This window comes from Pseudoalteromonas sp. RW-H-Ap-1 (assembly GCF_048318575.1).
Classification (GTDB): Bacteria; Pseudomonadota; Gammaproteobacteria; order Enterobacterales; family Alteromonadaceae; genus Pseudoalteromonas.
Genome location: NZ_CP166996.1, coordinates 1863455 through 1887139, shown reverse-complemented (window position 1 = coordinate 1887139; position 23685 = coordinate 1863455). Strand labels below are relative to the sequence as shown.

General features: G+C 42.8%; 31 protein-coding genes. 27 read left to right on the top strand and 4 right to left on the bottom strand.

Annotation, left to right across the window (positions count from 1 at the left end; genetic code table 11):
- Window positions 1–11: 11 nt before the first annotated feature.
- Genes AB8618_RS08910 through AB8618_RS08895 form a run of 4 tightly spaced genes read right to left on the bottom strand, consistent with a single transcriptional unit; the run spans window position 12 to window position 3617 of the window.
- Window positions 12–461 carry a hypothetical protein gene (locus AB8618_RS08910; RefSeq protein ID WP_409423285.1) on the bottom strand — a complete coding sequence of 150 codons (450 nt, stop codon included), beginning with the start codon at window positions 459–461 and terminating at the stop codon, window positions 12–14.
- Window positions 461–787, bottom strand: a complete 327-nt coding sequence (locus AB8618_RS08905) for a phage holin family protein (RefSeq protein ID WP_138607478.1) — start codon at window positions 785–787, stop codon at window positions 461–463. Before AB8618_RS08905 ends, AB8618_RS08910 begins: the two co-directional genes overlap by 1 nt.
- Complete coding sequence (locus tag AB8618_RS08900; protein WP_409423284.1) at window positions 784–1848, bottom strand: phage portal protein; 1065 nt, start codon at window positions 1846–1848, stop codon at window positions 784–786. Before AB8618_RS08900 ends, AB8618_RS08905 begins: the two co-directional genes overlap by 4 nt.
- Window positions 1848–3617, bottom strand: coding sequence for a terminase large subunit domain-containing protein (locus AB8618_RS08895; RefSeq protein WP_409423283.1), 1770 nt, complete (start codon window positions 3615–3617; stop codon window positions 1848–1850). The genes AB8618_RS08900 and AB8618_RS08895 overlap by 1 nt, the downstream gene beginning before the upstream one ends.
- A 204-nt stretch (window positions 3618–3821) precedes the next feature.
- Here AB8618_RS08895 and AB8618_RS08890 point away from each other — a divergent pair, with 204 nt between their 5' ends.
- The 27 genes from AB8618_RS08890 (at window position 3822) to AB8618_RS08760 (ending at window position 23365) form a co-directional block, all read left to right on the top strand.
- Window positions 3822–4700, top strand: a complete 879-nt coding sequence (locus AB8618_RS08890) for a GPO family capsid scaffolding protein (protein WP_409423282.1) — start codon at window positions 3822–3824, stop codon at window positions 4698–4700.
- 43 nt (window positions 4701–4743) lie between these two features.
- On the top strand, window positions 4744–5781 hold the full coding sequence (locus AB8618_RS08885; RefSeq protein ID WP_409423281.1) for a phage major capsid protein, P2 family: 1038 nt from the start codon (window positions 4744–4746) through the stop codon (window positions 5779–5781).
- 87 nt (window positions 5782–5868) lie between these two features.
- Window positions 5869–6603, top strand: a complete 735-nt coding sequence (gene gpM / locus AB8618_RS08880; protein WP_409423280.1) for a phage terminase small subunit — start codon at window positions 5869–5871, stop codon at window positions 6601–6603.
- A gap of 109 nt (window positions 6604–6712) precedes the next feature.
- On the top strand, window positions 6713–7150 hold the full coding sequence (locus AB8618_RS08875) for a phage head protein (protein WP_409423279.1): 438 nt from the start codon (window positions 6713–6715) through the stop codon (window positions 7148–7150).
- Entirely contained in the window at window positions 7147–7620 is a 474-nt protein-coding gene (locus AB8618_RS08870; RefSeq protein WP_409423278.1) for a phage tail protein, read from the top strand. Before AB8618_RS08875 ends, AB8618_RS08870 begins: the two co-directional genes overlap by 4 nt.
- On the top strand, window positions 7613–8245 hold the full coding sequence (locus tag AB8618_RS08865; protein ID WP_409423277.1) for a phage virion morphogenesis protein: 633 nt from the start codon (window positions 7613–7615) through the stop codon (window positions 8243–8245). The genes AB8618_RS08870 and AB8618_RS08865 overlap by 8 nt, the downstream gene beginning before the upstream one ends.
- A gap of 21 nt (window positions 8246–8266) precedes the next feature.
- On the top strand, window positions 8267–9373 hold the full coding sequence (locus AB8618_RS08860) for a DUF2586 domain-containing protein (protein ID WP_409423276.1): 1107 nt from the start codon (window positions 8267–8269) through the stop codon (window positions 9371–9373).
- Window positions 9374–9378: 5 nt separating this feature from the next.
- Complete coding sequence (locus AB8618_RS08855) at window positions 9379–9828, top strand: phage protein (RefSeq protein ID WP_138607459.1); 450 nt, start codon at window positions 9379–9381, stop codon at window positions 9826–9828.
- Window positions 9828–10448 (top strand): hypothetical protein, encoded by a 621-nt coding sequence (locus AB8618_RS08850; protein WP_409423275.1) that lies wholly within the window; start codon window positions 9828–9830, stop codon window positions 10446–10448. The genes AB8618_RS08855 and AB8618_RS08850 overlap by 1 nt, the downstream gene beginning before the upstream one ends.
- Before the next feature lie 2 nt (window positions 10449–10450).
- A complete protein-coding gene (locus tag AB8618_RS08845; protein ID WP_138607456.1) occupies window positions 10451–10738 on the top strand; it encodes a putative phage tail assembly chaperone in 288 nt (95 codons plus the stop codon).
- Entirely contained in the window at window positions 10714–10905 is a 192-nt protein-coding gene (locus tag AB8618_RS08840) for a DUF6890 family protein (RefSeq protein WP_409425571.1), read from the top strand. The genes AB8618_RS08845 and AB8618_RS08840 overlap by 25 nt, the downstream gene beginning before the upstream one ends.
- Window positions 10906–10909: 4 nt before the next feature.
- On the top strand, window positions 10910–13078 hold the full coding sequence (locus AB8618_RS08835) for a phage tail tape measure protein (RefSeq protein ID WP_409423274.1): 2169 nt from the start codon (window positions 10910–10912) through the stop codon (window positions 13076–13078).
- The gene (locus AB8618_RS08830) at window positions 13078–13383 is read left to right on the top strand and encodes a DUF2590 family protein (RefSeq protein ID WP_409423273.1); all 306 of its coding nucleotides are present in this window, start codon (window positions 13078–13080) and stop codon (window positions 13381–13383) included. The genes AB8618_RS08835 and AB8618_RS08830 overlap by 1 nt, the downstream gene beginning before the upstream one ends.
- On the top strand, window positions 13383–14534 hold the full coding sequence (locus tag AB8618_RS08825) for a baseplate J/gp47 family protein (RefSeq protein ID WP_409423272.1): 1152 nt from the start codon (window positions 13383–13385) through the stop codon (window positions 14532–14534). The genes AB8618_RS08830 and AB8618_RS08825 overlap by 1 nt, the downstream gene beginning before the upstream one ends.
- Window positions 14527–15048 (top strand): hypothetical protein, encoded by a 522-nt coding sequence (locus AB8618_RS08820; protein ID WP_409423271.1) that lies wholly within the window; start codon window positions 14527–14529, stop codon window positions 15046–15048. Before AB8618_RS08825 ends, AB8618_RS08820 begins: the two co-directional genes overlap by 8 nt.
- A complete protein-coding gene (locus AB8618_RS08815; protein ID WP_409423270.1) occupies window positions 15045–15878 on the top strand; it encodes a phage tail protein in 834 nt (277 codons plus the stop codon). The genes AB8618_RS08820 and AB8618_RS08815 overlap by 4 nt, the downstream gene beginning before the upstream one ends.
- Window positions 15879–17108 (top strand): hypothetical protein, encoded by a 1230-nt coding sequence (locus AB8618_RS08810; protein ID WP_409423269.1) that lies wholly within the window; start codon window positions 15879–15881, stop codon window positions 17106–17108.
- A complete protein-coding gene (locus AB8618_RS08805) occupies window positions 17105–17608 on the top strand; it encodes a hypothetical protein (protein ID WP_409423268.1) in 504 nt (167 codons plus the stop codon). The genes AB8618_RS08810 and AB8618_RS08805 overlap by 4 nt, the downstream gene beginning before the upstream one ends.
- 9 nt (window positions 17609–17617) lie before the next feature.
- The gene (locus AB8618_RS08800; protein ID WP_409423267.1) at window positions 17618–17944 is read left to right on the top strand and encodes a DUF1353 domain-containing protein; all 327 of its coding nucleotides are present in this window, start codon (window positions 17618–17620) and stop codon (window positions 17942–17944) included.
- A gap of 4 nt (window positions 17945–17948) precedes the next feature.
- A complete protein-coding gene (locus AB8618_RS08795) occupies window positions 17949–18647 on the top strand; it encodes a hypothetical protein (RefSeq protein ID WP_409423266.1) in 699 nt (232 codons plus the stop codon).
- Complete coding sequence (locus AB8618_RS08790) at window positions 18644–19126, top strand: hypothetical protein (RefSeq protein WP_409423265.1); 483 nt, start codon at window positions 18644–18646, stop codon at window positions 19124–19126. The genes AB8618_RS08795 and AB8618_RS08790 overlap by 4 nt, the downstream gene beginning before the upstream one ends.
- Window positions 19123–19818 carry a hypothetical protein gene (locus AB8618_RS08785; protein WP_409423264.1) on the top strand — a complete coding sequence of 232 codons (696 nt, stop codon included), beginning with the start codon at window positions 19123–19125 and terminating at the stop codon, window positions 19816–19818. The genes AB8618_RS08790 and AB8618_RS08785 overlap by 4 nt, the downstream gene beginning before the upstream one ends.
- On the top strand, window positions 19800–20747 hold the full coding sequence (locus AB8618_RS08780) for a hypothetical protein (RefSeq protein ID WP_409423263.1): 948 nt from the start codon (window positions 19800–19802) through the stop codon (window positions 20745–20747). The genes AB8618_RS08785 and AB8618_RS08780 overlap by 19 nt, the downstream gene beginning before the upstream one ends.
- A 51-nt stretch (window positions 20748–20798) precedes the next feature.
- A complete protein-coding gene (locus AB8618_RS08775; protein WP_409423262.1) occupies window positions 20799–21428 on the top strand; it encodes a hypothetical protein in 630 nt (209 codons plus the stop codon).
- A gap of 375 nt (window positions 21429–21803) precedes the next feature.
- Window positions 21804–22415, top strand: coding sequence for an AHH domain-containing protein (locus tag AB8618_RS08770; RefSeq protein WP_409423261.1), 612 nt, complete (start codon window positions 21804–21806; stop codon window positions 22413–22415).
- A 4-nt stretch (window positions 22416–22419) separates the two neighbouring features.
- Window positions 22420–23001: a hypothetical protein gene (locus AB8618_RS08765; protein ID WP_409423260.1), complete on the top strand. Its 582-nt coding sequence runs from the start codon at window positions 22420–22422 to the stop codon at window positions 22999–23001.
- Between the two features lie 172 nt (window positions 23002–23173).
- Window positions 23174–23365, top strand: coding sequence for a hypothetical protein (locus tag AB8618_RS08760; RefSeq protein WP_409423259.1), 192 nt, complete (start codon window positions 23174–23176; stop codon window positions 23363–23365).
- Window positions 23366–23685: the final 320 nt, after the last annotated feature.

Genomic DNA, 23685 nt, shown 5'->3' with positions numbered 1-23685 from the left:
CTAGCTCCTAACTAGCGCTTTTCTTTTTTATCCCGACCACCCCAAAACGCTCTAAACAATCGCATTAACCCAAGGGTTGAAACAGCAATACCCACTATCACAAATTCAAAGTACCAGGGCGCGCCGTTATAGCCCATAGCCTGCCAACCTTTTTCCATATACGGCTGCATGGCCGGTATAAAATGGCACACAAACAAACCCAAAAAGAATAGAATGATCACTTCATCCATTAAGGTTTTGTCGCGGTTCTTAAGTACCAGTAAGTCGTAATCAGCGTCGTTTTGTTCCGCTTGCATACAGCGCCTTGCTTTTGCTTCAAACTGCGCAATTTTAAAGTTGTTTTCAGCCCGTGCAATATCAGCAGCCATTTCGGCTGCTATGCGTTTACGTTCAACGTAGCCACCGGTTAAATCGGCTATTGGGTCAGTGATGAATGAAACCAGTGTTTTAAACCATCCCATTATTTGCCACCCCTAATTAATTTAATAAACGCTTTTGGATCTTTGCTAATTGCTTTTATTAGCGTGTCGAACCCCTCTAAAATGTGCGGGGCCGCATAGGCGGTTACACCAATTACACCGGTTTTTAAACTTTCATCAAATTGCCGCCATTCACAAAACATAGCCGCAAGGTAGGCTGCAAATATCGCAATTAACACACTCATAAAATAATGAAAAAACGTAAACTGCCGTTTGCTTAAATACATTTGTATGCCTGCGGCTAAAAAGCTCAACATAAATAAACGCCCCCATTGTTTAATAAACTCTATTAAGTCAATCCAGCTCATGTGCTTTCCTTAGTTGTTGGGTTTAGGTCTGAATACTCAGGCTCTTTAAATTCAATATGCTGTGCAGCGGGGAGGTAGTTATTAATGCCTTTAACATCAAGCTGTAGTGGTACAACTTCATTGTTGTAATATGCGCGGGTAATTTTATCTAAATCACCAAAGCCCGGGCTATCGCCAGACGATTGGCCGCTCAGTGCTTCTTGTGCGCGGTGCATACTTAGCATGTCGTTTAAGGTTATTTTTTTAATGCGCTCAAATTCATCCTTAGTTGATATGTCACCAACCGGTGTAATTTTTATCGACTTCTCAGCATCGGCTTTATTACTACGAAAATTAAAAAACAAACTTCTAAAATTGCCCACGCCTTTACTATCACGAATGGCATTTTTAAGTGCGGTTTCGTCGGCATCGCTTAAGTTCGGGTCGGCCATTGAGAATATAAAACCCATGTGCGCGCCGTTCTTGTAATAGCGGCGTCTAAATAAAGTGGCATCTTCATTGAGTAAGGCTGATTGAATACCACCGTAATACTGCGGTATGCCGTAAATACCTTGAGCGGGGTCGTACTCTTTTACGTGTATAACTTCACCGGCATTAAAATAAATAGGCTCGTGACTGCGGTTACTCAATTGCGCATATACCCCACGTGTATCGGTATAGCGCATAGTGAGTGCAGGCAAATGGCGCAGCTTAATAACCTGCCCAAATGAATTTTTAATAATCTGCAAATAAGCGTTACCGCTCCACAGTAGATCAAACGCAAACTTACTTAATGCTTGGTGGCTTAAAAGCGGGTTAGGCTTATACCACTTTAAAATCATGTTGCGCTTAAAGTAGAGTATTGGCCCATGCTGGGCATTAACGCGCAAAAGCTTTACCAAACCTTGCAAACTAATGGGTGGTGCATAAATGCCGTTGCTATCGCTAAACACCCCAACGTAATCGGTTAGCCGGTTATCTAAACAGGGTTCGGGATCGCCAAAACTAAACGAATCGGTTACCGCTGTTCGTTGGTTATAATTAGGCGCATGGCCGTTACTTACTTGTAATCGTGGTTTCATTAAGCTGCAATTCCTACAGATGTTTGGCGGCTGTGGGCATTGCCGTCCAGAGGTTCAAATTTCATAGCGTGCATAATGGCCCACGCAATATCGGCATGGCCCGTGGTCGCGGTGCGGTTTGTGGCATAGGTAATTTGGTCGCCAACCACTTTGCGACGAATATTAATAAACGAACTGGCAATATTTACCGCGTCCTGGTCAAACTCAAAACGGCGGTTTTTAATTACGTTAATCGCTTTAATAACCAGTTGGTTTTTAATAATGGGGTTGTAATGTATTGGCTCAGCGTTCGGGTAAAATTTAGTGATCATCTCCCACACGCCATAACCAATACCGGTCGTATCAACACCAATGTGTTGCACGTTATATTTTTCGGTGAGTAGCTTTATTTCAGTAGCCATGGCTTCAAAGTCGTTGCCGCTTAAATCAACCGCTTCAAGTAACCTAAACTTTTCGCCAGGTTTCATAGGGGCACTTAACACAGCAACGCTTGCTTTATCACCAAAGCGGGCAGGGTCAAAGCCAATTACCACTGGCTTTAATGCAAACGGGCGTTCGTACTCTAAATCAAAGTCATCCCATTTAGTGGAGTCGCCAACACAGGCCATAATTTGTTTAAGGTTAAATGCGCTGTGGGCATCATCAATAAACTTACACATAAACAAGTTATTAAACTCATCGGTGCTGTATTCGTTTTCAAATACTTCAATATCAATACGGTCAAAGCCACTTTTAACCACATCATGCACGGTGAGCATTTGCCGCCAAATGCCATCGTCACACAGCAAGCCATGCTTTAAGTTTTTATGGCTAACATCAATAGCAAATTCAGGGTCGTTACAGGCTTTGGTTTTGCGGTACCATTTACCATTCCAATGGTCGTAGGCTTCGTGGCTGGTAACACTTGGCGTACTAAAGTAGGTAATACGCAAATGCTTATGCGTTGCCATGGCCTGTGCCAAACCGCGCAACGTTTTATAGTTTGGTATCCAAAACACTTCATCTATATATAAGTCGCCCGACTCAGATTGAGCCGTACGCGCATTGGTACTTTTAAATATAAGCTTAACCGTTTTACCACCGGCTAAATTAAGCACCATCGGTGAGCCAGTTAATTCAATATTAAAATGCTCACGGCACAGCGCCACAATATTGGCTTTAAACACTTCCGCCTGGTCACGGCTCGCCGATATAAATATTTTATTACGGCCATTAACCACAGCATCATAAAACGCTTCAAACGCAAAATAGAATGTGGCACCAATTTGGCGAGGTTTTAAAATAAAGCGGCTGCGGTGGTCTTGGTTTTCAAACCAATGTTTTTGGTGTGGGTAAAGTAGCTTGTCTTTAAGCTCGTTGAGCATATCAACAGTAATGCCAGAGCAATCGTTTTTCTTTTTCTTCTTCGACTTCTTATTACTGCCACCGCCATTATTGCTCTGTGCATCATCGTTACTAGCGCGTTGTTTAGGGGCAGGGGCAAGTTTACTTTTATTAAGGGCGCATAACTGGCGGGTGCAAAAGTCTAACTCTTTATAGTCGGCATCGGTTTTATCGTCTTTATCGGCCAGCACATTAATGCGCTTGCTAAACGCCATTTCGGCATTGTAGCTTGGGCACATATCTTCCCATTTGCCAGCTTCAGCCCAACGGCGAACGCTACGCGCACTGGGCATATCGTCAAGCTCGGCTATTTCATCAACCGTGTAACCCTCAACAACATACAAGTCTTGTGCTTTTTTGCGTATTTCTGGTCCGTAGTTCGCCATCTATTGCACCGCGTTTATTAATCTATAGCGGCAGTGTATTCGTTATAAAGCGCTTAATCTGTCAGTCAAAAACCTAGCCATTCCTAAAAGCTAAATATAGGAATTTCAAAAAGTTAAACCGTTGGAAAGGATTAAAAAGAGGGTGCAAACTGCAGTTACTTTAAAGCAAAACGCTTAACTAAAAAACATTTAAAAGGTTTGTTTATGCCAGGTCAACTACGTACAAAACCACTTTCTATTGCCGCCGTGGGCATGACCGTTGACGGCCGCGAAATCACTGAGCAAGACGTAGCCGACATAGTAGAAACCTACAACCCGCGTAAATATGGCGCACGCATAAACCTCGATCACGAATTTAATTGGTCAGGCTGGGCCGCTAAAAACCTACACAATGTTGATATACCGGGCATGTTAGGTGACGTTGAAAGTGTACAAGCCTATGAAAACGAAGAGGGCGTAGTGTGCTTGTATGCCGTACTTGCCCCAAACCAAAGCTTTGTAACACTCAATAAAGCCGACCAAGCCGTTTACTTTAGTATCGAAATTAAACGCGATTTTATGGGCTCAGGCAAAACCTATCTAACCGGCCTTGCAGTAACCGACTACCCAGCAAGCTGCTACACCGACCGAATCCATTTCAGTAGTAAGAGCAAGCCAGACGACACGGACGTCGCCTTATTAACCGTTGATTTAGGGTCATGTGAGCCAATCGATACACCTAAAAAACCCTTTTTTAAACGAATATTCGCAAAGGAAGATCCCGACATGAACGAAACGCAATTAGCCAACGCATTAAAAGATGCACTCGGCACACCACTTGAAGAGTTCGGCCAAAAGCTTGACGGCTTAACAGCAAAGCTTGATTCATTCTCAACCACAAAAGTGGAAGACGAAGAAACACCGCCAGAAGATGGCGAAAGCACTGAAGTAGCCGAGCTAAAAGAAGAGTTATCGTCAACTAAAAAACTGCTTACAGAACTAACAGACAAGTTTGAAAAAGCAGTAAACGCACCTGCGGGTAATACCACTGACGCCGACGACGAACCCGAAGGCGACGACGGCAAATACAGCAACTGTCTGTAATTGCACTCACTCACACTTAATTTAGCAAAACGCAGGAAAGCATATGAAAACCAGAACTAAAGAGTTATTCGTCGCCATTATGGCAGGCATGGCCGTTAACTACGGCGTAACCTCTATGAGCGAACAATTTAATGTAGAACCAACGGTAGAGCAGCGCCTTTACGATGCGGTTTACGAGTCAGCCGAATTTTTACAGATGATCAACACCGCACCGGTTGACGACCTAGTGGGTCAATCAGTGATCATGAGTGTTGACGGTGGCATCACAGGCCGTGCAGGCGTAGAAACCGACGACACCAAAGAGCGACAAACCCGCGATGTATCAAAGCTCGCTAAGCGTGAATACCGCTGTTACCCAGTAGAGTGCGATATTCATATTACATGGGTGAAAATGGATCAGTGGTCTAAGTTCCCTGATTTCCATAATCGCTATCGTAACCATGTTCGCCAAGCAATCGCGCTCGACATTATTAAAATTGGTTGGAATGGTACACACGTAGCCGATACAACGGATATTGCTGCCTACCCAATGATGAACGATGTAAACATTGGCTGGTTGCAGTTAATTCGCCGCGATGCACCAGAGCGTGCAATTAGTGAAGGTGAAAACGTTGGCGAAATTCGTATTGGTGCCGGTGGCGACTACGAAAACCTAGATCAAGCCGTGCACGATGCATTGCAAGGTATTCCAGAGCATAAGCGTGCAAACATGGTGGCCATTATTGGTGACGAGCTTTTAGCGCACGACAAAAACAAGCTTTACGCCAAGCAATCACATACGCCAAGCGAAAAAACAAAAATTGAATTGCAGCAGGTAATTGAAACCTACGGCGGTTTAATGACCTACAAAATCCCGTTTTTCCCAGCGCGTGGCATTTTAGTAACCAGCTTTGACAACCTAAGTCACTACGTACAAACAGGCTCAACACGCACTAGTGTAGAAAACAACGCTAAAAAGAAACGCGTTGAAGACTACCTATCACGCAATGATTGCTACTACGTCGAAGACCTTGAAAAAGTAATGTACTTCGAGTCAGCAAACGTCAAGTTACCAAACGCAGCAGGCGACGCCTGGGCATAATCGCCTAATTTATTAGCGCAGCAATTAGCCGCCCTTTTCCCGAGTTTCGGGGCGGCTTTTTTTAACCAAATTAAAGAGTGTTTTTAAATGAGCTTAGTCAAAAAATCATTAGCCAAAGCAGTAAGCAGTGTACCAACTAGCACTGAAAAGCAAGCGCCAACGGCAGCGGCAACGGCAACAGCCACTCAAGCCAACGCGCCAGCAACTAACACCGAGCAAAACGAGTACCCGTTTTTTGCAGCGGCCATCGAGTCAGACTTAGCTCAACTAAAAACATTTACAGATATTAGCGACAAAGCCAGCTACAAATCAGAAGCGCTAGAGCGTAACGATTACCTAGGCTACATCAACCGTTACCGCTTAAGCGGCCAAAATCACCACAACAAAGTATTGGCGTGGGTGTTTATTTGGTTAGTTGATTTAAAGCGCTGGGATGCAGTCATGGAGCTATTGCCATTACTTGTTGAGCAAAAGCAACCACTGCCAACCGTGTTTAATACCAAGCATTGGCCTGCGTTCGTTATCGACCAACTCTACGATGATGCAAATTACTATTTATCAGAATCAAAGCAGCAAGGCTTGTTTGATATTAGCTATGTACTGCGCAGTCTAATCAATACCTTAAAAAATCAAGACTGGAACGGCCTTGAAGTGGTGGGAGGTAAGTTGTACGCCATTGCTGCCAAGGTTGATGCAGCCCAGCATAACTATGGTAATGCACTGTTATTTGCAGAGCACGCTCAAGCGATTAACGACAAAGCAGGGGTTAAAGGTTTAGTCGATAAGCTAACGAAACAGTTAAAAGGGATCGTTAGCGAATAACAGCTCCAACGCCGGTGGGCAACTTAGCACAACGTTAGCATTACTTGCTTAACGCGCGTGACTAAGTGGCGCCCACACCCAATTTAACGGTTAAGCAAAAAGGTGCGTTATGAACTTAAGCGGTATGCCACAAGCAGATTTACATAGCAGCAATGTTGATGTGCCAGGCAATGGCTATTACCCAGCGCTCAGCACCGCATATTTTATTAAGCACTACGCAGTTGCCCAAGAATACGCTAGCAAAAGCGATTTACTTGTTGAAAAACTTAAACGTGCACAGGGCGAAGCTAACCAAGAACTAGCCAGCGCAGTGCTTACCAATGGCGAGCCATTAAACGCACAGCAAGTCATTTTTTATCTTGATGCAGTTTACAGCAAAGCTAAAGCTAATTTACTGGTATCAAAGCTCGGCAGTTCGCACCGCGACAGCGCCACAGCACAAAGCCAAACAGCTATTGATAACCATGAACACTGGCAACGCCAAAGTATAAATGCACTGCGTTTACTGCAATCGCTCAGCCCTAACTTATCGGTAGAACTGTTATGAGCCAAAGCAAAATAGCACAGCTGAAACAGTATTTAGCAAGCGCTGAATATCAAGGCCGTAATCTGGCGCTAAGCACCCAGTTCGACAGCTGGATAGAGGGTGGTCGCATAGAGCCAAGTAGCAAAACTATTAACGGTAATGGATTGTTAGCCGCGCGGTTTTATTACTCAGGGGTTATTAGCATCAATCCATGCTCAGCACCGGCAGCACTTATTTGTGCATTTGCCTCTTTTTGGCTGCAAAACAACGGCGGCAAATACGACAGCCCCGACATTGAATTTAGTGCCGATGTTAACGACGACAACAGCAACGAAGTAGAGCTAACGATAGAGCAGCTGTGCGAAGAGATAGAACTTATAAAAACACCCAACGGCCCGTTTGAATTAAATGGCAACCGTTATGATTTTGGTGAACAAAGCCTATGGATAGCTGAAGCATTCACACTTGAGGGTGAAATAAGCCGTGCTTAACGTCAAGTTTGACGAAGGGCAAAGCAAAGAACAACTCGCGTTTTTAAAGCTCAAGCCAAATAAGCGTCGCAATATATTACGCAGTGCAATACGTGCAGCAAACAAAAGCAGTAAAGAGCGCGTTACCAGGCAAACAGATTTAACCGGTAAAACATGGCAAGGCCGCGCAAACGGCAAGAAAAAGAAAATGCTCACCAAGCTAAAGCGCCGCATGAAAGTACGTTATGGCGCTAATAGCGCAGGCGTTTATTTTACCGGGGGTAACAGCGGCAAAATTGCTCGCGCGCATCAAGAGGGTGTAAGCCTAGATGCAGGCAAGCCAAAAGGCAGTGGCGCACAAAATAAAGAGGGCCCAGCCACGCGTAACTTAGCCCGCGCATTAATAGCCGAGGGTTACAAAATACCGCGCGGGAAGGGCAAGGGTAGCAAACGCCCAAGCATTAAATGGATAACAGAGAATTTAAGTATTAACCAAGCTGGATTTTTACTGCGTGATTTAAAGGGCAGCTCAAGCAAGAGCACTTGGCAAATTGATTTGCCTGCCCGCTCTTTCTTAGGGCAAACCGTTGCTGAGCAAAAACAGCAACACAGTTTTATTTTAAACAAAGCTATGCAAGTGGCGTAGCGCAAAGCAAAAGGAACGACCATGGCACAAGGTAAAGTATCCGTTGCCGCCCATCAAACAGGCAGTGGCGCTACAAAACAGGTAGAGCGAAGTGTGTTGTTTATCGGCCAAGCGCCCGACAATAACAGCAAAATTCTACCCATTAATGCGCAAAGCGATTTTGATGTAGAGTTCGGCGCTGCCGATTCACCACTAAAAACGCAAGTAAAAGCATGGCAACGCAATGGTGACGACTTAGTCAGCGGTTACGCCATTTCACACGCACCGGCAGCTGATGTTATGGCGCTAATTGATCAGGCAATGGACCAAGATGTAAGCCCAGAAATCATTGTTATTTGTACACCTGTGACGGGTAAAGCTGACATTGAAAGCTATCAAGCTAAAGCGCTTGAAATTCTATCAAGTCTTGCGCGTCGCGTTCGTTTTTTGCTGGCTGCACCTGGCTTAACCGAAGGGCAAAATTGGTCTGATTTAGTCACTGCATTACAGCCATTAACTGATGGGGTAGTCGGGGATCGTGTCGCTGCCGTGCCATTACTGTTTGGTGATGAATTGGGCGCGGTCACTGGGCGTTTGTGTAAACGTTCAGTCACCATTGCTGATAGTCCAATGCGTGTACTGACGGGCGCAATGTCACTGATGCCATTGCCAACCGATGCAGCAGGCAACCCGCTCACCAACTCAACCACCGCCGCACTGGATGCACTGCGCTTTAGTTGCACCCAGTTTTACCCTGATTTTGACGGCGTTTATTTTGGTGATGTAAACATGCTTGATGCCGAGGGCGGTGATTATCAAGAAATTGAGAATGGCCGCATTGTCGATATGGCAGCCCGCGCGGTGCGCATTATTGCCATTCAAAATATTAAAAACCGTCGCTTAAATAACAGCACCACGGGCACAGAATACGGCAAACGTGAAATGAGTCGGCCACTACGAACCATGGCTCGCTCAGTCAACATTGGCGCTGATAAGTTCCCTGGTTTAATAGAGCCACCAAAAGATGACAGCATCAGTATTACGTGGCTTGACAGTAAAACAGTTCAAATAATGATGAAAGTGACGCCTTACGACTCACCCAACACCATTATTGTGGGCATCATGCTAAATGCACAAGGTAAGGAGTAAGCAGCATGCAAAAAGTATTAGGCGGTAAAGACTTCGACGTGTTCATTGGTGGCTCAATGGTGCACGTTAAGGAAGCCACGGTAAAAATTACCGATGGGCGAGTAGCAAAAACAGTGCGCGGTGTCCCTAAAGGATTTATTGATGGGCCAGTTTCAGCCGAAGTAACCCTAAAGCTTGATCATGAAAACTGGTTACTCGTTCAAGCGCAAGCAGAAAGTGCTGGCAGCTGGAAAGGCATAGAACCATTCGACGTAGCATTTAACGCCGAAGTGACCGCCGGTAAAAAGAACATTGAAGCATTTGGTTGCTTGCCACAGCTAGAAGACCTACTTGATCTGAAAGCGGAAGGTGGCGAAGAAGATACCACATCAATTAAGTGCCCGATTACTAGTCCTGACTTTGTAAAAATCAATGGCGTGCCGTACCTAACCGATGACGAAGTGAGAGACTTGTAATGACGAAAGCCGCTCGAAAGCTCACTGCCACAACACTATTAAGCACTTTACAAGCATGTGGGCATACAGTATTTGAGGGCGAATTAAACCTAAATATCATAGGTATTCGCCATCCAAACACACGCGCCAATACCTTTAACGATGAAATATGCGTGTTGTATCAGCAAGGCGGGAAGTGGCAGTTAATGCAGTTTAAAGCCACAACCGATGCGGGTATTTACTGGCGTAAACACCCAATGAACATAGACGGCACAGCCGTGCTCATTGCAGGGCAGCATAAAAGTTTATGGATGTTGGGTTATCACCAGGGCAAGTACCGCGCCCTTGTTCAACATAAACCGGTTGTTGTTCTGCGAGACAACAACCAAGACACCGAGTTAGACACGGACGTCACACCAGAGGCTCAACTACAGCAAGGTTACTTTGGGATTAATTGCCACCGTGCCAGCGCAACAACCACATCAACCCAAGTTGATAAGTGGTCTGCCGGTTGCCAGGTATTTGCAAACCCAAATGACTTTGATGAGTTTATTGCCTTATGTGAGCAATCCGCTGCCAAGTATGGCCCTTATTTTACATACACCTTGCTAGACCAAGCAGACATTAAAGAGAGTAAATAATCATGGCGTTTGAGAAAAAAATCACGATTGAAACACCGGTAGGCGAAATCACATTTAACGTAAATGGCGCCGACTACAACAAATACATTAACTCGACTCAGCCGAACAACAAAGTGCAGCCGGCCACTAACTTTGTTCTTAACACCGTGGTTGAAGCGGACGCTAAAAAACTCAAAGAGTTAGTACAGCAACCGGGTGCCGCGTTGTTTTTAGTGGGTGCCATTGTTGAAGAATATCAACCCGAGTTTAATTTTACGGTAAAAAAATCGAAAGCCGAGCCAAGCAAATAGGCAAAAGCAGGCTTGATCAGTTACTGGCTTACCACGCTAAATATTTTGGCAATTTACCAGTAACTGACGAGAGCTTGGCACAGGCGCTATATCTTCACACCAGCGAACAAGAAAACTTTGTAACCGCCGTAAATAACGGCATTTGCACAGCATTAAGCGGCGAGTAATTTAATGGCAACACTCAGCAAGTTAGACAAGCTTACTTATTCAATCGGCATCATCGACAAGGTGACGGGGCCGGTTAATAAAGTCATGGCTAAAATTAATCAGCTGAGCCAGCAAACAGCCGTCGCACAAGACCAAATGATGCGCGGCGCAACAACGGCCGCTGCAGGTGGTTATGCGCTCGCTAAATCACTTGCCCCATCAATTGATCACGTTGCCGCTTTGGGTGAAGTGCAATCGCTCGGCGTTGCCGACGACGCACTACAAAAACTCACTAAAACATCGTATGAGTTTGGGTTTCAATTTGGGGGTAACTCTGCCGAGTTCGTTCGTAGTGCCTACGATATTCAGTCCGCCATTGCGGGTTTAAGTGGTGATGAACTATCCGAGTTCACTAAAACATCAAACATGTTAGCGGTAGCAACAAAAGCCGATGCTGGCACTATCACCAGCTATATGGGCACGATGTACGGCATTTTTGAGCAAACCGCTAATAAAATGGGTAAGTCCAATTGGGTTAACCAAATTGCAGGACAAACAGCCACAGCAGTACAACTCTACAAAACCACGGGCTCAGAAATGGAAGCCGCATTTTCAAACCTTGGCGCAACAGCTACCAATATTGGACTAAGTTCAGCACAACAATTTGCTCTAGTAGGTGAGCTGCAACTGGTTGCTAAATCAGGGTCGGTTGCAGGTACGCAAGCGGCATCGTTATTACAAGGAATAGGTAAAGCACAAGATGCATTAGGCATAGAGCTAACCGCCGACAATGGCGATATGCTCGCCATCGATGTTGTGTTAGGGCGAATTAATGAGCGGTTATCATCATTAGGTTCTGTGGCGCGTGGCGATGTACTTACCCAAATATTTGGCAAACAAGGTGCAAAAGCGGTTGATGTGCTCAGCACCAAAGTCGATAAGTTAAAAGACGGTATTAACGTTTTTGAAAACGTACAAGACAGTTCAAAAGCTGCAGAAATGGCGAACATTATTGCCAGCCCATGGGACAGGTTAAGCGGTTCGTTTAATGCTGCCGCAGCTGCGGTGGGTAATCGTTTATTACCGGTGGTTGAGCCGTTCGTTGAAATCATGGCCGCAGGCTTTGCCTATATCGTGTCGTTAACAGAGCGATTCCCCATGCTATCCAGTGTTATTGCAACGTTGGTTGTTGGCATTGTTGCGTTGATCACGGTGTATGGGCTGGTCATATTCAGCATGGGCTTATACAAAATGGCAATGGTTTCAACAGCCGCAATAACCTCTGGGGTTACGGTACTAACCAAACTGTGGCAAGCATCATTAGTCGCATTACGTGTGCTGGGTTTTTTATCACTCATTGCCACCGTTGGTGCAGCAACTATTGCATTTGGTGCATTTAAAGCGGTCATGCTCGCAGTAAAAGCTGCGACTTGGTTGTTTAATGCTGCGCTTTGGGCAAACCCAATTACATGGGTGGTGGCAGGTGTTATGGCATTAGTTGCCGTTGTTGGGGCACTTATCTATTACTGGGATGACCTAGTGGCTGCATTTCAAAATACCGCATGGGGCAAAGTGCTAATTGCAGTGTTTGACAGTGTGAAAACGGCCTTTAATGGGGTGATTGACAGCGTAAAGTGGGTTCTTGAAAAGCTAGGTCTTATTGACGATACCGAAGCAAAACTAAAAACAGAAGCGCTTACAACTCGCGAAAACATTAACCGTGCTCAGCCTAACAATTTAGTGATGCAAAATGCCGATCAAGCCTTTAGCCGCGACTATGGCCAAAGCGTTATCAACAAAGCCGCACAAGTGCCAATCAGTACAACTAATGATTTTACTAACGCTGCAAACTCGCCTGTATTTAGTCGCACACAAACGCAACTCACTAGTATTAATACGAGTACAGGGCAATTAAATGCATTCCCAACGGCTAAAACAGATCAGGCAATTACCAACACAGCCAACACCAGTGCATACAAAGTAGAGCAACTAAGCACCGAACAGCAACAAAACAGCAGCTATAAAGCAAAGGTACAAAAGTCAGCGTTTCTACAAAACCTAACTAACAACAGCAATAGTACTAAAAACAATAATCAAAGCGATAACAGCAAGCGTGTGTATATCGATAATTTAACGGTTAAGTCTGACGACCCAATTAACAGCTTTGAACAAATGATGGAGCTTGCAGGCTAATGGCAACACTTAATATTGATTTAAATATTATAGATAACGACATAGCGCTAGATAGTTTTGCTGTACCCAGTCAATTAACCAATAGTGACGTAATAGCACAAGACGTAAAACACCGCATTATTGAAAGCGGCAAAGTAACCGAACTAATCGGGCTACGTAATAAAAACATCGTTGCAAAAATTTTAACTGAAATAGAGCTGATCGTAGAGCAAGACGAACGCTTAGTGCCTGGCACCATAAAAGTGATCAGGCAAGCAACGGGTGAAATAAGCGTAACCGCTAAAACGATTGATGGGGCTATCTAATGGATTACACCAACTTATTTAAACAAGAACTGCAAGCGGCAGGTATTCCGGTAAACCGCGAACAGCTGCAAGCTCTGTGGCAAAAGCATGTAGATCAGGGTGAATTTACAGTAAGTAACACTAGTACGTTTAGCCCATTTTTTCGTTTACAAAAATCAATCATGGTAGAGCCCGCTGAGCAACTAATACAAAGTTTGATCACCCAAGTTATGCCCAACTCATTTGTTATGCTTGCAGGCGGTGAATGGCTAAAGCAACACGGCGAGTCACGTAAAACACCAAAGCTACCCGCCGTTAAAGCACAGGGGGTTGTTGAATTTACTCGAACTGATATTGATACTGAGCTTGTTATAACTGCAGGTACAGTCGTTGAGAGTTTACCAATTAACGGCCAAGTGTATCGTGTGTTTACCTTGTACGACCAAACCTTTGCAGTAGGCGAATCCACCCACAGCATACCGGTACAAGCTGAGCAAACAGGCCAAAATTACAACCTAGCCGCCGGCTATTACGTACGTGTAATTTCAGACATTGAAAACCTAACCGCTATTAATAATGCCGATTGGCTGACAAGAGCAGGCCAGGACATTGAAACCGACGATAACTACCGCTTGCGTATACGTGATGCATTTTCATCATTAGGCAGCTATCACGTTGATGCGGTGTACCGCTCTATTATTTCAGCGTTCACGGGTATATCGGTAGATAACATTGTATTTGAGAAAAACGCCCCTCGGGGTCCAGGCAGTGCTAACGCCTATGTATTTTTAAACGTAGGTGAAATAAGTTCCGCGTTACTCAATCAAATAAACAATCACATAGCTGCGGGTAACCATGGCAGTGGTGACGATTTGCAAGTATTTGCAATTAGCACTCAACCGCAAAACATTGTGGCTAACTACCAGCAGCACCCCAATACACAAAACCGCAGTGCCGATATAGAGCAATTTATACGTGCTGCGTTTAGGCAAAATGCGGCTTATAAAAACGTAACTAAGTGCAAACCAAACGAGTTATTTAGCTTTAGCCAGCTAGCCACCGAGTTACATACCCAATTTAGTGAGCTTAAAACAATTCGTTTTGAAAATGCAGATATTAACTGCGAGCTATGGTTACCCACAATTAATACAGTAGCGTTAAATAATGAGTGATCTAACACCGCAACTGCCTATTTGGCTAACAGAGAAAAATGTCACAGCGCTTGCAAAAGTTGCCCAAAGTTATTGGCAAGAAATAGAAAGCTATTTGTTTTGGTGGCTAGAGCAACAACACAGCGAAAATGCACAAACAGCCATATTAGATTTACTCGCATGGGAGCGTGGCATCAATCGCTTACCCGATGAAGCAGTAGAACTTTACGGCCTTCGTGTAAAACACGCGTTCGCCAATGCAACCGATGCCGGCTCAAACGTAGGTATGGAACAAATATTTAAACGCCTGGGCTTTGGCTTTATTCAAGTTAACGAACGCGTCCCTGGTTTTGATTGGGACATGGTAGAAATTGCCATGTTAGAGGATGAGTTTAGCGGCAAAGAACAATTGGTTAATGAAGTGATTAAGCAGTATGGCCGCACGTGCCGCCGTTACTTTTTGAGTGCGATGGCAACCGTCAATACAACCGATGCTATTGGACTTGTTGAATATGATCAGGAGGTAATAGGGTGAGCCAATTACAAATAACTAACGCCGGTTTAAATTATCGCAATGCCGTATTCGCCGGTGATGAAGTACAAAACATTACGCACTTTGTGTTTGCAAATATAGACGGCCAAGACGAAACCGCACCTATAGACCCAAATACCATAATACCGACAAATATTGTGCACACCGAGCCAGTAAAAGCAGTTTCTCGCATCGATGGGAATGCCATAGTAATGAGTGCGGTCATGGGCTATGACGTAGGCGACTTCGATTACAACTGGTATGGCGCCGTTGCAACTAATGCAAATAACGAGCAAATACTCATTGCTGTAGTGACCACCGCATTACAAAGTAAAACTAAAACCAGTGCCGATGTTTACGGTAACTACAGTGCAAAAAGTATTGTTTGGCGCAGCCAAAATATTGCAGAGCAGTTAAATATCACACTCAGCGCATTGCCTTGGCAAGTACAAGTTGGCGAGTTTGTAAGCGCCGCTGAATTTGCAGCGCATGACCATAACCAGTATTTAGAAAAAACAGCCTTTAATACCTTATTACCGTTTGTTACTCAGCCAACAATCAGCGTGTTTAATCGCCATAACATAATTAACAGCAACGAATACACAGCGCCACTAGTGGGTATTGATGATGCTGAACTACAAAACAATGACTGGTTTTCAATAAGAGCTAGCAATGGGCAACCCGTTATTAAACAAGCAAACGCTGATGAAACAACCGCTAAGTTTAAGCGCTTAGCAGATGGCGCAATTGATACACAAGTAACGATTGTTGCAGATGATAAAAACGAGCGTGTATTTGTGTATAACAAAGAATTAAATGTATGGGAGTTTTAAATGGATAGCATTGTAAAACAGTCAGCAATAGAAATAGGCAGCGTAACGCTATCAGCAAAGCCCAAATTAGATAATGAGTTGCCATTGCTTGATTGTGACGGCTCGCCTTACTTTGTTGCAGATTATCCAATATTAGCAAGCAAGCTTGAGCGAAAATTTATTGAACAAAGCATCATTCCAACTGAAATCACACACGCTAATGTTAGTGAGTACATGAATAGCAAAAGCACAGTTAAAGTAATTAATAGTGTTTTGCATATTTACATAGCAACAGTTGATACGGTTGGGGTATTCACATCTAGTGATGGTCTTACATTCAACTTTACTGAGTTTTCTTCTCTTCTTGCAAAAGGAAACTATGTACCAAAAGTAAATATAATCCGAGCCAGCGATGACGGTCAAACACTCTTAACGTGCAACGCCCTAGCAACATTTTTATCTAAAGATGGCGGCGCTACATGGCTTGATCAAACGCACACATCATCGGGAGTAACTTCTCTTCAATATTGGGATGTATCACCCAGTGGCGATAACATGTTTTGTGCTACAAATTCAGTATCCGGTAGTCGCAAATTTATTTATAGAAAAAATGGCGAATCTACTTGGTATACGACAAATTTAAACTACACAAGTGCGGCTTATAGTTTCTATTACATAAATGAATCTTACATTACTTATATTAGCGGGTCTTCATCTGATGATGGGCTTTATAGAGGGTACATACCTTCTAGCAGCACAACCAATATGTTTGACACCGAGTCTATACAGACAACGGCGTTGGTTAGAGATGGCGTAAGCCTTATTAGTGCGGCATTTTATGGCGGTACATCAACAGATTACTCACGCTATTATATATCTATGAGTGGGGCGTCAGCGTGGGTAAAGCTACCATATCGATTTGATGTGTTTGGAAATAATCAAACATTAAATTTGCTTGTAGATTTTTTATTAACTGCATCTAATGATTTGTATGTTGCTAATAGTGATGGTGTATTTTTACTAAAAGACGGTGCAACAAGTTGGTCGAGAGTGTTTAAACCTAATTCAGTTGCAGAGCAGATTACAGGCCAAGCGCGTTTAGCTGAAATTAACGGTGATGTATTTATTATCACAGCAACCGCATTTTATAAGACTAATACAGTGCTTGAAGATTACCTCTTTTTCACCCCCGATTTATCAGACTCGCCACTTAACAGTGTGTGTAAACTCGTTGGAGATAAACAGCCATGATTTTATATTTATATGATGAAAACGATGTTTTTGCTGGTACATACACATACAAACAAGGCGGGGCACTTCCCAAGCTGCGCTATACAACAATAGCCCCACCAAAACCCGCAGATAATGAGATGGCGGTGTTTAAAAGTGGGGAGTGGCAATTAGAAGAACGCACCGTTGAAACGCCATTAATACCTGTTGTTATCGACAATGTTGCTGGGCAGTTAGATGACTATGTAAACATTGAAAACGAATACACAGTGCCGCAATCAAGTGACGCGGTTATAGCTACGGGGCAATTAGCAATACCAGACCGTAAATTTAAAGTGCCATTTAAGCGTGTTGATACTGGCCGTGTTCAGTTAATGCCAGCTGAAGTTGTAGGTGGAGTATTTACGCTTCCCTTAAAATTTGAAACGAATGGCGTGTGGATAGTTAACCAAGCTCTGATTAACTCTGATTACGAGCAAGATATTTTTGCACTAACAGAGCGCCGGTTTTCAGTAATTTAGGTGGTAGCCATGCAAATTAAACTCAATTTTGTAAATGCCGGTAAAGCGCAATTGCTAGAGCCACTCAAAACCCAATTTGGTGAAGTACACCGCTTTTTTGTAACTGATGGATTTACACTGCCGTGGTACGTTCGTTGGTTTCATAACCCATTTGGTGATGGTTTACTTGCTGCTATATGGCATGACTTTGCATTAAAAACAGGGCGTGAAAAAGCACACTATGAGTTTTTTGTATTACTTAAAAGTAATGGTGTGCCAATTTGGAAAGCTTATATTATGTGGTTTTGTGTGTGGGCCTACGAGCAGTTTAATAAGTTGTTTTCTTTTTTAAGGTAATACCATGCAAATACCCAACTCGTTTAATACTCAAAGTAGGGAAGCGTTAAACGCAGCTTGTACGCAGTTACATGTTATTGCACTTAATAGCTACCAAACACCCAGTTTAATAACCGCCGCAGCGGGGAGCGAATTACTGGCAACAGCCATAAAAGACGTCACACGCCAGCAACGGCCAAGCGCGTTTAATGCAGTAATACTCAGTTGCAGTGCCAGCAGTCACGCAAAGCTTGCAAGCTTATTAAGTGAATTTAATCAGCATTGCCCATTAGCAGTGTTTACCCACGCAGCTGATCATGCATTGAGTTTATCAACGCTCGATACAGACAAAATGCGCCTGTCAACAACAGAGCAATCAATAGAGTGGCAGCACGTTAATGATTGTCGTGCCGTGCCTGCACTCGCAAAAGCATTTAACGATAAAAGCTTAGCACTGGTAAGTAATGAAGGCATAAACCTAATAACCGATATTAATACGGCCCTAAACGAAACAGCGCAATTAAAGGCACAGCGGGATCAGCGTTTAACGAACACACTATTTAGGGCAACGGCTAATTTAACCGTGACTAGCAGCAATGCACAAAGCGCCCGCGCACTGGCACAGCAAATACAAACACTCGGTAATAACGATAAGCATTGGGCCTACTGCGCATTTGTGGGCAGCAGCGAAAACATAAACACCATTAAAGAGCTATTTGCATGATCACACTAAACGGCTGGCAAGTACCAGGTTATGAAACCCGTATTAACTGCGGTATTAAATTACCCAGCGAAGACTTAAGCGGGTTTGGCTCGTTTACCCTTTCAAGTGATAAAGGCATAAAGCCAGGTGTAGTATCAGTTAGTACAAAAATTCCCTTTGTTGATGCAAGCGAACTAGCCGAACTTATTACCCGAGCAAAGCAGGTAGACGAAAACGGCGCACGAACCGTGATCACTATTAATAGCCAAGTAACCGAAGCGTATAAAATACGTAAAGCCAAATTCGATAGCGATATAAAAGCCACCGAGCTTGAAGAAGTAAAAGCGTGGCAAGTAACTTTTAAGCTGGTAGAAGTGCTTTCAACAGCAGAGCGAACCCAGCAACAACTTGACGGCAAAGCAAAAGAAAATAGCCAAACCCAAGCAGTAAACGGTCACGAAACAGTACAAACCGCATTCGAGCAAAGTGAGGGGCCATGAGCAGTAACCGGCTAATTAAAATACTCAACATTGGTGGTGTTCAAGTTACTAACTTAGTCAGTGACAATACCCAACTTGATTTATACAGCACAGGCCGTGCAAGTTTTATGGTGGTTACAGAGGAAGAACCAAAAGGGTTAGTTGAGTTACACATAGGTTATGCCATTAATGCTATGCAGCCGTATTTTTTAGGTGTTATTGAAGCAAAACATCAAAGTAATGGCCGCTGGTTTTTAACCTGCCGCGAGCTCATAGGCGCGTTATCATTCCCGCATAACTTTGCTATTCGCCACGCCACCTTTGCAAATGTGTGCGATCAGTTAAGCAGTATAGGTATTGAGTTTATTTACCCTGATAGTGATTATACAAAAACACCCGTGCCCGCATTTTATCACCAGGGCACAGGCATTGAAGCACTGCGCCAATGTGCTCAGGTATTTAGCATTCCCCATTTTATATTTCAGCAACGACCCGACGGCAAAGTATACGCCGGCAGCTGGCATGACTCACGTTGGCCACAAACCGAGATAACCGACTTTGAAGAGCACCCAATAAAAACAACCAATGCAAACACCGGTTCAATTATTGCCATACCAAAACTAAGACCAGGCATAAAATTAAACGGCCGATACATAACCGAAGTAACATTAAGTGAAAACAAACAGGTGATCAGATGGTCAAAAACGCTATAAAGCGCCTAATACTGCGCTACTTTCCAGAGCTTGGGCAACGTAAGCATTTACCGCAGCTAGCGCGTATTGAACGCATTTACGACATACCGGCTACGGCAACAATTAGCAGTGCATTTAGACCACTAAAAGCCGCCGACGTACAGCTATTAAACCCGCAAACCGCCGAGCCATTAGCCGTGCCTATATTTCAGCAAGTAACACTTGGCACAGGCCAAGCGCCTGATCATGGCTTGTTAAACGAACCAACGCCAGGTATGCACTGTTTAATACAATATATCGACGGCCTAAACAGCCACCCCGTGATCACCAGCTTATTGCCATGGCAAAGCCTAGTGCCAGAACACAAACGCACCGACGTAACACTGCAGCAAAACAGCCGCAGCAAACTACAAGGCCGCGACGGCAACTGGCACATAAAAACAGATGGCGACATAACCCAATCAAGCGATAGCAGTAAAATACAATCGCGCAACCGTGAAGAAATTTACCACCAACGCAGCACCAATATAGCTACGCACGACACGTTAAAAATAGACGGCAACCAAATTAATGAAGTAATGGGCGCCCTAAAAACAGTGGTGGGTGAAAAAGCATTGATCACAGCGCTAGAAGGGCTGTTACTTGGCAGTAAAAAACAGATAGATATTAAAGCCCATGAGAACATGAACCTAGAAACACTCAAAACACTTCATGCTAAAGCTACTAAGCTCGCAAAGGTTGAAGGTAAAACAGTGTGGTTGGGTGACAGCTCAGTAAACGTAGCGCAAGTACTCCTTGATTTAATAAGCTTGGTTGAACAAATGAACCAGACTTTATCAACTCATACCCATAACTCACCGCTACCAACCCCAACAGAAATGGTCGATTTTATAAGCTATAAAGTTGAGGCTAAGGCATTAAATAGTAAGTTAGAGCCAATAGTTGAATAATAAAAATAATCAGGCAATATGTAATTTATTGTCAGGTCAATGGATTACTAAATGGATTATGAAACAGAGTTGATAAAATGGTTGTTAAATCTCATTACCGCATTGGTAATGGCTTTTGTTGGTTGGTTAATATCAATCAAAGCTGCAGAAAAGATTGAGGTCTATAAACAAAAAAAAGCTGTTGACTCACTATATATTGATATTGAGATTCTAAACGATAAATTGAAAGCAACTTTAAAGCCTTACTGCATATCTTATCTGAAATTACATAACTGGGATAGAATATCAATTATAGATTTGAATATCTTAAAATATATCCCTTGGAATGTTTCAAAAGATATGGGTTGGAATAGCTTAACCAAAGAGCAAAAGTTAGCATTAACTTTATTGGATGATTATCTAAACACTATTTCCTTAGAGTACCGTAATCTATTTAACATTTGGGAAATTCAAAATGAAGATCACCAGAGCATGAATAAAATGATAGCTCACCATAGAACGATTATTCGCTTTTTATCAGCCTCATATATATTAACACTGAACTTTAATATACACAGAGATAAATTGGTAAAAGAAAGCTACATGCCCAGTGATTTAGAGCCCAAAAAAAATGTAAAGCGAGCATTGAATGATATAGATGTTGATATTACAGAAGATTTTATAAAAGATTTAGTAAATTAGAAGTGGAGTGTGTATAAAAGTGTGTATAAATTTCTATTCGTTGAATTTAAAATCATTTTAAATCAATGTTTTGATGTGTATTGCTCATAGTCGTGCCAGTAGATTGTTGCTTGATTTTGCTCTTGATATGCCATGCTGAAAACCCTGAGTAGTTAACTTAAAAGCGCCTAAATACGCGCCAAGTTACTAAAATAATGAATTATTTAGATTATGGCATATGGACGAGGGAGTTTACAGGTTTGGGTGAGTAATGATGTTATTGAACTTTGGAATAATACGTCAAGTTTGAGTTTTATTCCCACATTGCATTTTAGTTCCCAAAATGACACTATTTAGGCAGGAGTATTAAAATCATTTTAAAGGAATAAATTTAGCATGCCTTCTAATACAAAAGAGTACGTAACCGTTCAAGAGTTAGAGCAAGACCTTCTCACTGTGACTGGTAATTCCTCAATTGCTAAAAACCAAGCTACTCAATATGCTATATATTATCGAGGTGAAATTATTGATTCAGCACGCTATAAAAAAGGGCTTATTAGTAAAGATGACTTAATACTTAGTAGGCATGTACGGTGGGAGCATAATAAGCGGCATAGTATTAAACTAAGTAGAAATATGATTGCAGCAGGTAGGGAAAGAGGTGAAAATATGGCGGCTCACCACATAGTCGCTTGGGACGATCCCCGAGCTTCAAAGGCTAGGCTTAGACTCGCAGGTTTTGGAATCGATATTGACCATGAAGCAAATGGAGTATTTCTTCCTAGATTTGCAAAACATACTCCAATGGATGCAATGCCTAAGGCTGAAGCCCATACAAAAACCCACACAAGCGAATACTTCTTAAACGTAGAAGCTTTACTTACCGATACTATAGCTGAAGGTTTAGGCCGGACAGATATAATTGAATTACTTAGAGATATTGGCGACGAGTTACAAAGTGGTGATTTCCCACTACATGAAGAATTATCAAATATGATACCAAGGTAATTAAATGAAAGAATTTAATAAAGTTTATGCTGTTGGCGTTGATGCTGGTGAATATTTGCTGCTACAAGAAACAATGTTCGAGCAGTCAATACAGTTAACAAACAACGATATTTATACTTTTAACGGTAACTCAAAGGGTGATGGCTGGCGTATTGTAGATGTTGATTGGTTAATAGTCGAAGGTGAAACTCCTACTAATAAACCCGATGTAGCAGGCTGGGGAGCAATGGCTTTCGCAATTCCAGCACCCTTAAAATGTATGTTTGAGCCAACACTTAAAGAATGCTGTGAATTTTTACCACTAAATCTTAATGGTGAAGAATGGTTTGCTTTAAATATTTTAGGTCAACAAGACGCAATTAGCCAAGAGCACACAGAGTTGAACATGAAGAATGGTCGTGTAAATAGAATCAGGCGCTTTAAAAAACTCGCTTTAAGTAAAAACGCTATAAAACACGGTGGTTTGTTTAAGGTGAAAGGAGCTGGAATATTTACCTTTTGTACTGATGAAAAGGGTGGCTTGTATGATTTGGTGAAAAGTCAAAATTTAAAAGGTCTAAAATTTACGGAAGTGAATGTTATATAAGTATGTTAGCCTGCATCTAGCGGACTTTGTATAGAGGTAGTTTTTATTATCCATTTCCATAAACACAGTTACCTTGCCAAATAATGACGTCAATCGGGCTATAATTCACATAAACCACAAGTTGTGGTCGAGTTTCTCAATTGAAGTGTGTTTTATTTTCGGATTATTTTATATGGAAATTAGTATTGAAGACGATGGAAAAATCCTAGGTCGTCTATCGTTAGCTTGGTGGAATACTAGTTTATCGCCTAGAGGAAAAGCTAGGGAAAATAATATAGAAAATCAGATGATTGCTGGGGAAGCGATACTTTTAATGCTACTTGATAAGAAAATTAAATTCTTAATAGATGGAGCACAGAGTTAAGCCTGTGCTCCACTACTTATTCTCAAATTTTAAGGTGTCAGTAACTCAATTTAAAGCAAACTTTATAAATGCTAGTGTTGCCCCAACAGCGGTAAAAACTATCCCAGCTCATCATTATATCATATCGGCTTTAAACTCATTACTTGATAAACCCATTTCTGCTTTAAATTCACTGCATTAATAATGCCATTTCAGTTGTTACCAGCCGGACTGGCTAAAGTTCAAGCAAATGGCTTTGACGTAGAATACGAGCTTGCCGGTAAAGGTAAACATACTATATTACTATTCGCTCTCTATACGATATGCCTGCGACTCTGTAA

Coding starts and splice junctions, on each gene's coding strand:
- AB8618_RS08810 (WP_409423269.1), top strand. CDS start 15,879: ATGGATAGCATTGTAAAACAGTCAGCAATAGAAATAGGCAGCGTAACG.
- AB8618_RS08775 (WP_409423262.1), top strand. CDS start 20,799: ATGGATTATGAAACAGAGTTGATAAAATGGTTGTTAAATCTCATTACC.
- AB8618_RS08785 (WP_409423264.1), top strand. CDS start 19,123: ATGAGCAGTAACCGGCTAATTAAAATACTCAACATTGGTGGTGTTCAA.
- AB8618_RS08795 (WP_409423266.1), top strand. CDS start 17,949: ATGCAAATACCCAACTCGTTTAATACTCAAAGTAGGGAAGCGTTAAAC.
- AB8618_RS08800 (WP_409423267.1), top strand. CDS start 17,618: ATGCAAATTAAACTCAATTTTGTAAATGCCGGTAAAGCGCAATTGCTA.
- AB8618_RS08855 (WP_138607459.1), top strand. CDS start 9,379: ATGCAAAAAGTATTAGGCGGTAAAGACTTCGACGTGTTCATTGGTGGC.
- AB8618_RS08805 (WP_409423268.1), top strand. CDS start 17,105: ATGATTTTATATTTATATGATGAAAACGATGTTTTTGCTGGTACATAC.
- AB8618_RS08790 (WP_409423265.1), top strand. CDS start 18,644: ATGATCACACTAAACGGCTGGCAAGTACCAGGTTATGAAACCCGTATT.
- AB8618_RS08820 (WP_409423271.1), top strand. CDS start 14,527: ATGAGTGATCTAACACCGCAACTGCCTATTTGGCTAACAGAGAAAAAT.
- AB8618_RS08875 (WP_409423279.1), top strand. CDS start 6,713: ATGAACTTAAGCGGTATGCCACAAGCAGATTTACATAGCAGCAATGTT.
- AB8618_RS08910 (WP_409423285.1), bottom strand. CDS start 461: ATGGGATGGTTTAAAACACTGGTTTCATTCATCACTGACCCAATAGCC.
- gpM (WP_409423280.1), top strand. CDS start 5,869: ATGAGCTTAGTCAAAAAATCATTAGCCAAAGCAGTAAGCAGTGTACCA.
- AB8618_RS08905 (WP_138607478.1), bottom strand. CDS start 787: ATGAGCTGGATTGACTTAATAGAGTTTATTAAACAATGGGGGCGTTTA.
- AB8618_RS08760 (WP_409423259.1), top strand. CDS start 23,174: ATGGAAATTAGTATTGAAGACGATGGAAAAATCCTAGGTCGTCTATCG.
- AB8618_RS08850 (WP_409423275.1), top strand. CDS start 9,828: ATGACGAAAGCCGCTCGAAAGCTCACTGCCACAACACTATTAAGCACT.
- AB8618_RS08830 (WP_409423273.1), top strand. CDS start 13,078: ATGGCAACACTTAATATTGATTTAAATATTATAGATAACGACATAGCG.
- AB8618_RS08825 (WP_409423272.1), top strand. CDS start 13,383: ATGGATTACACCAACTTATTTAAACAAGAACTGCAAGCGGCAGGTATT.
- AB8618_RS08900 (WP_409423284.1), bottom strand. CDS start 1,848: ATGAAACCACGATTACAAGTAAGTAACGGCCATGCGCCTAATTATAAC.
- AB8618_RS08895 (WP_409423283.1), bottom strand. CDS start 3,617: ATGGCGAACTACGGACCAGAAATACGCAAAAAAGCACAAGACTTGTAT.
- AB8618_RS08890 (WP_409423282.1), top strand. CDS start 3,822: ATGCCAGGTCAACTACGTACAAAACCACTTTCTATTGCCGCCGTGGGC.
- AB8618_RS08765 (WP_409423260.1), top strand. CDS start 22,420: ATGAAAGAATTTAATAAAGTTTATGCTGTTGGCGTTGATGCTGGTGAA.
- AB8618_RS08780 (WP_409423263.1), top strand. CDS start 19,800: ATGGTCAAAAACGCTATAAAGCGCCTAATACTGCGCTACTTTCCAGAG.
- AB8618_RS08870 (WP_409423278.1), top strand. CDS start 7,147: ATGAGCCAAAGCAAAATAGCACAGCTGAAACAGTATTTAGCAAGCGCT.
- AB8618_RS08885 (WP_409423281.1), top strand. CDS start 4,744: ATGAAAACCAGAACTAAAGAGTTATTCGTCGCCATTATGGCAGGCATG.
- AB8618_RS08770 (WP_409423261.1), top strand. CDS start 21,804: ATGCCTTCTAATACAAAAGAGTACGTAACCGTTCAAGAGTTAGAGCAA.
- AB8618_RS08845 (WP_138607456.1), top strand. CDS start 10,451: ATGGCGTTTGAGAAAAAAATCACGATTGAAACACCGGTAGGCGAAATC.
- AB8618_RS08835 (WP_409423274.1), top strand. CDS start 10,910: ATGGCAACACTCAGCAAGTTAGACAAGCTTACTTATTCAATCGGCATC.
- AB8618_RS08860 (WP_409423276.1), top strand. CDS start 8,267: ATGGCACAAGGTAAAGTATCCGTTGCCGCCCATCAAACAGGCAGTGGC.